Source organism: Coprococcus sp. RTP31081st1_H1_RTP31081_211007, assembly GCF_040227275.1.
Classification (GTDB): domain Bacteria; phylum Bacillota; class Clostridia; order Lachnospirales; family Lachnospiraceae; genus Coprococcus; species Coprococcus aceti.
Genome location: NZ_JBEHVP010000004.1, coordinates 214,989 through 228,203 on the forward strand (window position 1 = coordinate 214,989; position 13,215 = coordinate 228,203).

Sequence of the window (13,215 nt, forward strand, 5' to 3'; positions counted from 1 at the left end):
AATTGAAAGAAATAGAAAACTGGCGTCAGTATCGTAATCAGATAGTACATGCCATGTTTAGCAAAGACATAGAGGTTCTGAGATCTAATTATAAAGAGCATGTAGAACAGGGATATCAATTTGGCAGATATGTGGACCGGCAGGTGCAGGCTTTGAAAAGAGTATAGAAGATGTTGCTATAGACATATTATGTCTATCCTGATTGATAAAATGGAATCATCAATTACGGAGGTATTGATAATGAGAGTTGTTAATCACTGCTTGAGAGTACAGCTATATTATAATCAGAAAATTCACGACAAATGGGATAGAAAATAAGCGCGTTATAAATATTAACATTGATAAGAATAATATATTGGAGAAAGGAGTTGCAAGATGGGTTATAGTTGGAGTGATGAGTGTGTTAGAGTGGTTGGTTCTGTGGATGAGTTATTACAATTGTTAAAGACATTATTTAGTGGAGGTATAGGTATAGATGATTATGGTACAAGAATATATCTGGGGAATGTGTATTTTGATTTGAGCGACAAAGATAATTATACAGATGATCAGTTAAAAAAAATGATAAAAGAAAGTGGATCTAGCTTAGAAATAACATGTGAAACAGAGAGTGATCCTATGGATGAATATTTGGTTCGACTATTAGTAAGCAAATTTCCATTTTTGGAATTAAATGGACACGCAACGGGATGTCAATGTTCTATCCCTGTCATAAAGGGGTATAGAACAGATAAAGGAAAATTGTATACTACCACATTTGAGGAACGAAGTATAGATCTAATATTGAGAGAAACAAACTACTTGGATTATATGTTTAGACTATTACCATATGATAAGTTTTGTAGCATATTTTGCATTGATAAGTCTAAGTTTTCTGAAAAAGATTTAGAGAGCCTTTATACACGATCTATTGATTTGGCTGATGAAGTTGATTCTTATGAGCCAACTAATGAATATATAAATGAATGTTTTCCAGATATTGGATATGAAAGATTTATAGAGATTTGTAATTATGGAACAGAGATTGGAGAGAAAAAGTATAAGCAGATTATCAAGTTAATAAAAGCCATGGGGGTTATTGACCCTTTGGAATTTGGCAAACGAAAATTTATGCCCGACATGTATTGTGAAGATTTATTTGACGAAAATCCTAATGATACAGCTTCAATTATCGAATCAAAAGTTTTTATGAAGGATAGTTTTTTTCCTGAAGCTGATCGAAATTATGAATACAAGGATATTGATGAATCTTTTGATATATATATGCCTAAAAAATATATTAAACAAGATTATAGTGCTGATGAATCGGAAATTGCTGCTGTAATATATAATATTGTTATGGCACAATCACCTATACATATAGACTTAGTGTGTGATCAAGTTGCACCGTTATGCGAAATAAAAGAAAAAGTATTAAAAATCATTAATAAATTTGCATTGTTTGATAGATGGGAGGTTAGAGGAAGGTTTTTATGGCGTGTTGACGGCAGCGAGGTTGTACCACGGATTCCTATAACAGAGGAGGATGCAAGACCTTTTGATTATATAGAAATTGATGAACTGGCTGCTGCCATGCTTGTAGTTATCAATAGAAACAAAGGTATAAGAAAAGCATATTTGTATGAGGAGTTAGCGAGTTTATATAAAACAAAAATATGTGAAAGTAGATTGGATTGTGCTTTTAGGTTGCTTTATAGAAATAAAGCAATACAAGAACTCGAAGGCAATGTATATGCATGTAATACAATATAAATTAGATAGCGAAAGCCAATGCACATGTTTCATGACGCATTGGTGTCTTTCGCAGAAAGACGGGTAATACATATGGATTGGCAGGAGTTTCAGGATGAATTTCCAATAAAGTTAAATGAACAGCAGCAGGAGGCAATAAAGACAATCAATGGACCGGTACTTTTACTGGCTGTTCCAGGATCAGGAAAGACTACGGTTCTTGTGGCAAGGCTTGGCTATATGATTTTGTGTAATAATATCATGCCGGAGGATGTGTTGACAGTTACATATACTGTTGCGGCAACGAGGGATATGTCCGAGCGGTTTGCATCTTTTTTTGGAGATGAGCTGGCAAATAGATTACAGTTTAAGACTATAAACGCTGTGTGTGCTGGGATAGTAAATTACTATACAAGAGCGAGGGAAGCTGACCCATTTGAATTGGTTTCAGATGAGAAAATGATAATGGGTGTTCTGGCACATATATATCAGGATGTGGTTCAAGAGTATCCTGCTGATAGTGATCTGAAGGCTGTTAGGACTCTTATATCATATATAAAGAATATGATGCTGACTGATGAAGAAATAGTCAGATTGGATGCTGAAAATGGTATAGAAATATCGAAGATGTATAGCAAATATCAGGAGTGGATGAAGAAGAATAACTATATTGATTTTGATGACCAGCTGGTATATGCGTATAAGTTGTTATCGGATAATCCGTGGCTTCTTGAAAAATACCAGAGAAGATATCAATACATATGTGTGGATGAGGCACAGGATACATCGCGTATACAGCATGTGATCATTGCTTTGCTGGCATCAAAGGCAGAGAATCTGTTCATGGTTGGTGATGAAGATCAGAGTATCTATGGTTTTCGTGCGGCATATCCACAGGCATTACTTGAGTTTGAGAAAGATCATGCCGGGGCAAAGGTTTTGCTTATGGAGGATAATTTCAGATCAAATGCAAATATTGTTATAGCTGCTGACAGATTTATCCAGAGCAACACCTTAAGACACAAGAAACAAATGAGGGCAACCAGAGCGGGAACTTGTATAGTTGAAGAGATTCGTGTCAATTCAAGACTTGAACAATATGAAAACCTTGTAAAGGTTGCAGAGAATTGTAGAATCCAAACTGCAATTTTGTATAGAGATAATGATTCATCTATTCCATTGGTTGACTTGCTTGACAGAGCTGGAATTGATTACAAAATGAGAAATGCAGAATTGTTGTTTTTCAAAAATCGTGTTGTTCAGGATATAGTAAGTATTATAAAGTTGGCTTTAAATTCTAGAGATACAGATTCGTTCATGAGTATTTATTACAAAGTTGGAACTTTTCTCCGCAAGGTTGATGCATCGAATATTTGTGAAAAGAGTATTCGAGAGGAAAAAACGGTGTTTGATGCTGCGATGTCATGTGGACTCGGCGGTGGACGCATAGGCAGAATAAACAAGTTGAGAGCAGGTTTGAAAAAGTTAAAAGAAGATACTGTTAATGATGCGCTTGACCGGATCTTAAATGAAATGGGATATGGATCATATTTGAAGAAAGCAGAAATTGGAACGTCCAAGATAGAAATACTAAGAATTCTCGGAAATAGGCTTGATTCGGTAGAACAATTGATATCTAGGCTTTCTGAGCTTGAGGAAATTATAAAAAACAAGAAAAATAATTTCGATTGCCCGCTTATTCTTTCTACTATACATTCAAGTAAGGGACTTGAGTATGATACTGTATATATGATTGATGTGGTTGATGGGATTCTGCCTGAACGATCTGGTAATAGTTTAAAGAATGTTACTAAAGAAGAGTTGGAGGGATATGAAGAGGAACGACGCATCTTTTATGTAGGTATTACCAGAGCTAAGAATAAGTTAATCCTATACAATTTGGGAAGGGGAGTCAGCTTTTGTGATGAGCTGTTAGGAAGAAAAAAGGCACCGGTAGTCACAGTAGTAAGTAAACAGGAAAAACTTCTGTGCGAAACAGGGAAGAAAGGGGCTGAATACAAAAACAGAACTGCAAAGAAATCGTTAGAGATGGATGGCAGTGTATCTGCGAAGATTATTCCAGACAATAAGTATATAGGTAGGAAAGAGAAACCATATAAAGCGCGTGCCTTTGGTAAAAACTATTATAAGACATCTGATAATACATCTTCAGGAAACTACAAAAAGCTTCATTTTGAAGTGGGGGACAAAGTGGTACACAAAAAGTACGGTAATGGCGAGGTTGTATCTGTGGTTGGAGACAAAGTAAAAATTCGTTATGGAGATACAGAAAAAATCATGAGTATCATTGCTTTGTCGCATATGAATGTATTAGAGATAAAGAAGTGAATAGAAAACTAATTATAAGGGGCATTATGCAGTGATTAGCATGGAAGATAAAGAAATTAGCATGGAAGATAAAGAAATTAGCATGGAAGATAAAGAAATTAGTATGGAAGATATGTTTGCTGAGTTGGAGGGAATATGAGACTATTACATTTGAGCGATTTACATTTGGGGAAGAGCATATATGGCTATTCGATGATAGAAGATCAGAGATACTGGATAAACGAATTTTTAAAGGTGTGTGATGAGCAGAAACCAGATGCCGTCATGGTTGCGGGGGATGTGTATGATCGTGCCACACCTGGGGCGGCGGCAATCACGTTGCTGGATTACTTCATTGAGGAGATTTCAAACAGGCAGATCCCACTGCTTATCATCGCCGGCAATCACGATAGCGGGGAGAGGCTTGAATATGCTGGGGAAATATTGAAAAAGCATGATGTATACATAGCGGGTGTGCCACAGCGGAAGATTACCAGAGTTACACTTCCGGATGAAGAGGGAGAGGTGAATTTTTATCTCCTGCCATATCTGTATCCGGAGCGCGTAGCAAGCTTTTTTGACAGAAATGATATTAAAAGTTATGAGGAGGCAATGATCAATTATCTGAGTCATCAGGATATAGATACCGGTGAGAGAAATGTTCTTATTGCCCACCAGAACATCATTGCCGATGGTGTAGAGGCAGAGCGTGGTGGTTCTGAAACCATGTCAGGAGGAATCGGACCTATCGACTATTCGGTGTTTGATGATTTTGATTATGTTGCTTTGGGCCATATACATAGAGCCCGTCCGGTTGGAAGATCACAGGTTCGTTACGCCGGTACACCTATCTGTTACCACCTTGACGAGACAAAGCAGGGAAAGAAAGGCCCGTTATTGGTGGAGATTGGCCCGAAGGGTGAGGGAATAAAGGTTGAAACTATAGAGATAAAGCCGCTGCATAGGATGCGGTATGAAAAGGGAACAAAAGAAGAGTTGCATGCCATGTTTGAAAATGATAATGGCAGAGATGAGTATGTGGGACTGGTGATGACGGATGAGAGAGTAGACTCGGTTACGTATGCATACTTCAATGATCTCTTACAGAAAAGGGGCAGCAAGCTTTTGGAATTCAGATCAGAGGCGAAGTCCCAGTCAGGAGTCAGGGAAGGCAGATCCCGTGAGGAGATACAGAGGGAGAGCCTGCAGGATTTATTTGCGGAGCTATATACGAAGGCGAATAACGATGAGCCACCAACCACAGAAGAATATGAGATGATGAAATTTGCAGCCGATAAGATGTCCAGATGCGAAGTCACAAAGGATGCAAATCCAGATAATTCTCTGGTGGATGAAGTGATTGCATTTGCCAGACAGTTAGGAGGGGAGTAGCATATGAAACCAATAAAACTTGAGATGACAGCGTTTGGTTCGTTTAAGAATCATACGGTGATAGATTTTTCCAACTTTGAAAAAGAAGTTTTTCTTATAACGGGAGATACCGGGGCCGGCAAAACGACTATATTCGATGCCATTACATATGGACTTTTTGGAACCTTAAGTGGTTCAGGCAGCAAGTCGAGGACCCCGGAGATGATGCACACGAAGCAGCTCTCTAAGAGTATTGACACAGTTGTTGAGTTGACATTTGCACACAATGGTGACACTTATAAAGTTGTGAGAACCATGCACTATGCTAAGAAGCAGAAGCTTGAGAATCAGTATGACGACAAGGCATCTCTGAAAGCTGTGCTTTATGATTCGGAAGGACAGGCGTGTTGTTCGGGTGCAAAATGCGTGACAGACGAGATTGAAAGGATCCTGGGAATCAAAGTAGAGCAGTTCTTGAAGATTGTCATGCTGGCTCAGGGCGAGTTTAAGGCATTTCTTACTTCCGCGGGTGACAAGAAGGCAGAGATTATTGGCACCTTGTTTGACAGCAGTAAGTATGAGTATTATGAGAAGATATTCAAGCTTGCATATGACAAGCTGGCGGACGAGAGAAAAGAATCTGAAGGAAGAATAAAGCTCGTGCTTGATAGCACGTTTAACAAGCCGGACACAGACAGATATTCTGAGGAGCTGTGGCTGTGGAGAGGGGAAGATGATAAGCTGATCGGCAATCTCACTGCACTGCTTGATGATGAGCAGGAAGAGTATGACGAAGTATCCAGAAAGGCAAATGAACTTGCAAAGCGCAGGGATGATCTGCTTTTGGAAAGAAAGAATGCGGAAATTAACAATAATAATCTGAAAGAATTGGCAGAGTGTCAAAAAGCCTTGGAAGCGCTTGAGGCAAGAAAAGGTGAGATAGCCCAGAAGAGGCTTGAGCGGGAGCGAATCTGGAAGGCCTGGTATGATATACATGGTTTGGTGAATCAGCTGGAGAATATCCAGAACAGATTGAATTATGAGATTGAGGAAAAATCAAATCTGGAGAAGCGACTAAGCGTGGTTACGCAGGAACTGACACAGCTGAGTGAGGAGGCTGCTCAGGATGAGGCTATACTGAGTCAGAAAGAGAGCTTGGGAATCGAGATTGATAGTTTGCGGAAGTCAGTTCTGAAATTCAAGAGCAGGGATGCTGAGAGAAAGAACCTGCAGACTCTCCAGAAGAGAAGCGACGATATACTCAGTAAAATATCCACTTACAAGGATGAGAGGAACAAGACAGAGAGCCTTCTTGAAAAGTGTAAGGAGCAGCTGAGGCATCTCTCAGGTGCAGACGCCGTGTTGATAGAGAAGAATCAGTTGGTGGAATATAGGGAGAAACAGCTTGAAGATATCAGAAGTCTGATAGGATACCGGAATTCCCTTCTTGCCACTGAGAAGAAAAGGGAAGAGGCGGCTGCCATCTGTGCAGAATCAAGTGAGAACTGCAGTAAGCTGGATGCGGAGTTTTATGATCTTCAAACCCGCTTTTACAGTGGACAGGCTGGACTATTGGGCGAAAAGCTTCTGGAGGATATAAGGAAGAATGGCTCAGGAATCTGCCCGGTGTGCAGAAGTAAGATCCAAGGGGATGTCAGTAAGATTGTGACAAGAGGTGAGGATGTTCCTGTTGAAGATGATGTAAAGGCCGCAGAGGAGCGGAGTAGAAAAGCCAAGGCAGAATTCGATAAAAAGCATAGTGAATTCGAAAGATACAAAGCCCAGTCAGAGGAAAAGAGGGCGGAGCTTGTAAAGAATCTGCAGAAGCTTCTGGGAGATTCCGTAGCGGATCAGGCACTGGCTGACGGATATCTGGAGAACCAGGCTGAAGCGGAGGAAGGGCAGAAGCAGCAGGCGATTGCTGAGAGAAAACAGGCCGAAGAAAATGTAAAAGAGAAGGAAAAACAGGAAAAGAACAAGGAGAGATTTGAAGAGCAGCTGCATAAATTTGATGAGAACATTAATATAGAGAATGAAAATCTGGCAGCTGTCAATAAGGATATTGCGGCTTCTAGTGAGAAGATAAAAGGTATCGAGGAACAGCTGAAGGGCGAGAGCGCTGAGGAAGTTGAGAAAGAGATAAAGTCTAAAGAAGAAAAGTGCAAGGCTATCGAGAAAATTCTCAGTGATCACAAGATCAGTAAAGAGAAGCTGGATAAGGATAAAAATGTCATCACTGGCTCTCTGGTCAAAATCAACGAGGATATACCTAAAGATCAGGCGAATAAGAAGAGTATATCTGAAGAACTCGAGAACAAGCTGGCAGAGGATGAGTTCGATAAGGTTGAAGATGCGGAAAGACTGATACAGGATATTGCAGATGTGGCTACATGGATCAAGCAACGTGACGAAGAAATAAAGAAGTACGACATGGATGTAAAATCCACGAGTGATATTATAGCTTCCCTGGAGCCGAAGACACAGGGCTGCGAGTATATCGAACTCTCTGCAATCGACACCAGATTGGACGAGACAAAAACAGAGATTGAAACCGTGAAAGCTTCCCTGACCAGTGTTGACAAGCTTATAGACAATCATAGATCTGTACTTGATACAATATCCACTGAGAGTATGAAACTGCAGAGCAGCAGACAAGCTGTGAAGATGCTTCGCTCCTTGAGTGAAAAAGCAAATGGAGTGAGCACGGATGGAGGAAAGCTGAGTTTTAGCAGGTATATTATGAGCTCAGTATTTGCTGAGATTGTACAGCATGCAAATGTATGGCTGGACATTATGACAGGTGGAAGATATGAGCTGGTTCATGTTATGGAGACTAGCCACAACAGCTCCATCGCAGGGTTTGAACTGGAGATCCGAGATGTATTGCTTGGAACTCAGAGAGAAGCTGCATCGCTGTCTGGTGGTGAATCATTCCTTGCTTCTATGTCACTTGCTCTTGGCTTATCTGATGTGGTTCGAAATGAAGCGGGTGGTATGGATATGGAGGCCTTGTTTATCGATGAAGGATTTGGTACTTTGGATGAAGAGGTGCTGACTAAGGTGGAGGAGGTACTGAAAACCTTAAAGAGCAATGGAAATATGGTTGGCATCATAACTCATATAGGCCGTCTGGAAATGATCACCGACAAGATTATAGAGGTGCATTACGATGTTGAGACAGGTAGTGCAGTAAAAGTAAAGTAAGAAGAAATTTTGTAACTTGACCTTTGAACCACAAAAGAGGCGGCCATCAAGTTTTGGCTGCCTCTTTTAACATGAATGAGATATGACTAATAAAATCAGGCTAGAAACCAATCCCCCCAGGGCGCTGACTCGAGGTGTCAGACACAGAGAATGTTCATCTGCACCTGATATCGAGAAATTCTTATGAGATAATCCCCAGCTTCTTAAGCGCCGTTATAGTACATACGGAGGTGTTCTTGTCGTAGCCAAGCTCCTCAAGTTTTGCTGGGTCGGAGATGTTCTCTTTCTGCGCAGTGAGCATAGCTTCCGTCAGCAGATCTTGGCCCTCGGAGCGTCCTTCAGCTAGTCCTTCGGAACGCCCTTCATCCTTGCTTTCCTTAAGTTCCTTAGCCATAATTCTTCTCATCGCATCGTTCATCATAGAATGTGCCTCCTTCCATGTCTCAATTTTTTCTTCGTTTACATCGGATACAATGGCAAATATTGTCTCGGCAAACATGCTGTGTCTGCTGTCTAACTCGTTGGCATTGTTCAAAAAATCATTGTAAGTGTCCTTTGAAATATCAGCAGTGAGCGCGTTCAGCCAGATTATGTCTTTTTCATCTTTGCTGGAGCTTTCAACATCTGACGATGGCTTGGTAATGACGATCTGTATTGGAAACTGAGCGCCGTCTACATGGTAGATGTTCCTGATATCTTCGCGGATGGTATATCCAAGTTCCTTAAGCTCTTTCATAAGTTCCCTCGGGTATGCGGCGCGCACGATGGATATTGTCATATCATTCTCGCAGACAGGTGCACCGTATGCATCGCAGTTGGCGGGAGAGATCATATACAGCAGCGCATATGCCTGTACCTTATAAAAAGTCTCAAGGTTTAACTCGTCCTTCGGTGATTTGTATTCAAGTATATTGTGTTTCCTGAAAAATCTGCCGATGTTGTTGTCGATGACCAGATCGTCAGGTTTCTTGACCACGGTCAGGTCTATGCTCAGCGGTTTCCTGGTGAGCTGAAATTCTTCGTTGAATTCAATATCATCCTCGTAGTCCTTCAGATACAGCCGCATGGCGTGGACAAATCCTGTGTGCCACTGGACGCGGCCTGTTGTATCGTCAGAGCAGGTAGCACTAGTTGTGGAATCATCCTCTGCTGCCTGAGTCGCATCACCGTTGATGACATTAAGTTTATCGTTGTGTTTGTTGTTATATCTCAAATAAGTACCTCCATTTTACCCCATAAATTCATAAATAACAATGTTGTAAATAGTTCATCTGGCCAGATGATCGTTTGCGTTTGTAGTTCCCGCGGGAGATACGTTATGTTTGTATTTATTGAGAATACAGTAAAGGATAAGATATTTCAATAAACCGGATATGAGTTTAACAGAGAGTTCACAGAAATTGACAAGGTGTATAATTGAGCCTGTGTGTTTACGGTATTGCCCTGATAATATACGGTATGTTAGAATGTTCATGGTTATCCTACAGAAACAGTAGGATAATTAAGACTGTTTTGTCTGCGTGGCAATAAGCCCAGGTTTGTGCTGTGCTGATTTAGAGCTATTGTAATAAGTGAATTTGGAGACCGCCGCGCTAGCTTGAGAGAAAGGAAAAATCGTGGGAAATATATTCAGAAAAGCATTTGTCAAATCAATCCCAATCATGTGCAGCTATTTGTTCGTCAGCATGGCATACGGAATTATGATGGAGAATGCCGGATTCAAATGGTATTATTCACTGCTGGTCAGCCTGACGGTGTACACGGGGGCGTACCAGTTTGTGCTTGTGACGCTGCTTTCAAGCGGAGCCTCCATACTCACCATGGCGCTCACTGCATTTCTGATGAACAGCAGGCAGAGTTTCTATGCGCTGACATTTGTGGATGAGTTCAACTACATGGGAAAGCGGAAGTTATATATGATACATACAATGACGGATGAGACCTACGCCGTGAACTGTACCCTGCCGGATACCGGTAAAGAGAAGCAGAGCAGCATGTTCTGGGTGGCTTTTTTGTCGAGGTGTTACTGGATGATCGGTGCGGTTGCCGGGGGAATCCTGGGGCAGATCATTCCGTTTGATATGACGGGGATTGATTTCTGTATGACGGCGCTGTTTGTCATCATATTTATCGATCAGTGGGAGAAGGCGGAGAGCCATATCCCAGCGATTGCAGGAATTGTGATAGCGGCAGTGTGTCTGCTGGTAATTGGACCGCAGTATTTTCTTTTGCCGTCACTGATCATAGCGTCAGCGGTGCTGGTGGTGTGGAATATGAGGAGAAAGTAGGAAAATATCATGAATACGAAATATATATTGATAGGAATTGCGGTGTCGGCAGTTGTAACATTTGCACTGAGGGCACTTCCATTTGTCATATTTGGTGAAAAAAGGCAAATGCCGGAGATGCTGGTGAAACTCGGTAAGGTGCTTCCGGCGACCATCATGGCGGTGCTCATAGTGTACTGTCTGAAGGGGGCGGTGGCGGTTCCGGTGGCAACTGGAATACCAAGTCTCGTTGGCGTTCTGGTGACAGGCGGGACATACAAATGGAGGCACAATACGCTTCTGAGTATCCTGCTGGGGACTGTGAGTTATATGGTGATGTTGCGTCTAATGTAGGTGATCACTTTTGGTTGATTTCTGACACAATGTTTTCGTAACCAGCAATGTCTCCATAGATAATGTCGTTGAAAGTGTTAGAGCCTTTTTCTTTTCTTAGCACGGCGATTACAGGTTTGGATTTATCTTTGGCAAGTTGATTGTTTTTCATAAGAGTCATTGGTCTGCCGGTGGCAACAAAGCCAATAGTGTATTTGTTTGATGCAGAGGCAAAGCTACAAGAAACTTTACCTTTGGAGAAGTTTTGTTGGCATTCAATATCAGATGCTGAAAACATGTTGCAAAAATAAGGTAATGCAACTATTTTTTCTCTTACAGAACCCTTGGTAGATTTTTCAGATTGATTTTTCTTTTTAAAGTCAAAATCATTTGTTGACAGTGTTCCTCTTATGCATTTGTTGTAAAAATCGGATGCTGAAAGATTTGAATTTACACCAAGAAGGTGCATATAGTTATCCTTATCTGCATGAATTTTTACGTGTTTCTCAGTAAATGCATTTGAAATTATTAAGTATTCGTAATTGCAAAAGGTGTTTCTATATTTGACAGCGCAGGCTATAGCAATATTTTTAACACGTTCTTTAAAAGGAATTTTTTCCATAAATTGTCCTTCGTATTTGTAAAAGAAAAGAGGAATGGAAAAATTCCATTCCTCTGAACCATTGTTTTTAGCAGTAATCTCTGCAATCGGATGGGTTTTAGGTCTCCACCCCGACCACTCGATAAGGTTTTTAGTCTCTCATCCGACTTACTATTATAGTATGTTCAATTTAATGAAATGTCAATATTACTTAGTATTTTTCTTTTTATAGACGATACAGTAACAGAGTTATATTTGCAATGGGGATAGACATTATTTAATGAAAGTTTTATAAAAGTATACAAAACGGATAATTTGTACGCATAATCCCACTATTGAATGAATGTGCATAATTTGTTAGAATAGCTGTGTGTTTATCGACTTAAGCACATATTATAATATGAAGATATCATCGCGGCAGATTTTGTCTGGGCAGGTGATATTTGGAGATATTATTAGAAAGGATCTGAATAAGTAATGGATAGATCAGATAAACAGAGAATTGAGGGGATCGTGCAGAGGATATTGGATGATTTCGGCGATGACAGAGCCATCAACAAGACGGATCTGTGCAACGAGCCGGATAAGACAGCCATTATCGATGTGATCGACAAACTCATGAAGATTCTGTATCCGGGTTATTACAGCGACAAGCTGTATAAGATATACAGCCTGAAGAATAACATGTCTGTTATCATAGAGGATGTAATATTCCATCTGAAGAAGCAGATCATGATAGTTCTCAGGTATTGCAAAAAGTTTCCTGAGCTCACAGATGCTGAGCTTGAGGATAAGGCGATGGATATAACATATGAATTCATGGATAAGATACCTCAGATAAGAGACTATCTTGAGACTGATATCCAGGCGGCATTTGACGGAGATCCTGCTGCGGGCAGCAAGGATGAGGTCATACTTTCATACCCTGGTCTGTATGCCATATCTGTATACCGTATGGCACATGAGCTTTGTCTGCTGGAGGTGCCTATGATACCTAGGATCATGACTGAGCATGCCCACAGCGTGACCGGAATAGATATTCATCCGGGTGCCACCATAGGAAAGTATTTCTTTATTGACCATGGTACGGGAATCGTTATCGGCGAGACGACTATTATCGGCGAGCATGTGAAGATATATCAGGGCGTGACACTTGGAGGACTCTCTACACAGGGAGGTCAGAAGCTCAAGGGAGCCAAGAGACATCCAACCATCGGTGACAACGTGACCATCTATTCAGGCGCGTCCATCCTTGGAGGCGAGACTATCATCGAGGACAACGTTGTTGTGGGTGGTAATACATTTATCACCAACTCAGTAGAGAAGGATACAAGGGTTACTGCCAAGAAGCAGGAGCTTCAGTATAAAAATAATTAGAGG

9 protein-coding genes are annotated in these 13,215 nt (G+C 40.9%); 7 read left to right on the top strand and 2 right to left on the bottom strand.

Annotated features, from left to right (window positions below):
• Positions 1–375: 375 nt before the first annotated feature.
• The 4 genes from ABUA31_RS08890 to ABUA31_RS08905 all read left to right on the top strand — a co-directional run bounded on the left by ABUA31_RS08890 (position 376) and on the right by ABUA31_RS08905 (position 8,634).
• Positions 376–1,752, top strand: a complete 1,377-nt coding sequence (locus tag ABUA31_RS08890; protein ID WP_055273097.1) for a hypothetical protein — start codon at positions 376–378, stop codon at positions 1,750–1,752.
• A 72-nt stretch (positions 1,753–1,824) separates the two neighbouring features.
• A complete protein-coding gene (locus tag ABUA31_RS08895; RefSeq protein WP_349818764.1) occupies positions 1,825–4,080 on the top strand; it encodes an ATP-dependent helicase in 2,256 nt (751 codons plus the stop codon).
• Between the two features lie 135 nt (positions 4,081–4,215).
• A complete protein-coding gene (locus ABUA31_RS08900; RefSeq protein WP_082419762.1) occupies positions 4,216–5,451 on the top strand; it encodes a metallophosphoesterase family protein in 1,236 nt (411 codons plus the stop codon).
• A 3-nt stretch (positions 5,452–5,454) separates the two neighbouring features.
• The gene (locus tag ABUA31_RS08905) at positions 5,455–8,634 is read left to right on the top strand and encodes an AAA family ATPase (protein ID WP_055273091.1); all 3,180 of its coding nucleotides are present in this window, start codon (positions 5,455–5,457) and stop codon (positions 8,632–8,634) included.
• Positions 8,635–8,815: 181 nt separating this feature from the next.
• On the opposite strand, the gene ABUA31_RS08910 is transcribed toward ABUA31_RS08905, so the two are convergent.
• A complete protein-coding gene (locus ABUA31_RS08910; protein ID WP_055273089.1) occupies positions 8,816–9,847 on the bottom strand; it encodes a hypothetical protein in 1,032 nt (343 codons plus the stop codon).
• Between the two features lie 403 nt (positions 9,848–10,250).
• On the opposite strand from ABUA31_RS08910, the gene ABUA31_RS08915 reads away from it, so the two are divergent.
• Complete coding sequence (locus ABUA31_RS08915) at positions 10,251–10,922, top strand: AzlC family ABC transporter permease (RefSeq protein ID WP_349818763.1); 672 nt, start codon at positions 10,251–10,253, stop codon at positions 10,920–10,922.
• A gap of 9 nt (positions 10,923–10,931) precedes the next feature.
• On the top strand, positions 10,932–11,255 hold the full coding sequence (locus ABUA31_RS08920; RefSeq protein ID WP_349818762.1) for a branched-chain amino acid transporter permease: 324 nt from the start codon (positions 10,932–10,934) through the stop codon (positions 11,253–11,255).
• A gap of 4 nt (positions 11,256–11,259) precedes the next feature.
• Here the strand turns inward: ABUA31_RS08920 and ABUA31_RS08925 are convergent, their stop codons facing one another.
• Positions 11,260–11,856, bottom strand: coding sequence for a PBECR4 domain-containing protein (locus tag ABUA31_RS08925; protein ID WP_349818761.1), 597 nt, complete (start codon positions 11,854–11,856; stop codon positions 11,260–11,262).
• Positions 11,857–12,312: 456 nt separating this feature from the next.
• Between ABUA31_RS08925 and ABUA31_RS08930 the strand changes: the two genes are divergently transcribed.
• Positions 12,313–13,212 (top strand): serine O-acetyltransferase, encoded by a 900-nt coding sequence (locus ABUA31_RS08930; RefSeq protein WP_349818760.1) that lies wholly within the window; start codon positions 12,313–12,315, stop codon positions 13,210–13,212.
• The last annotated feature ends 3 nt before the right edge of the window (positions 13,213–13,215 follow it).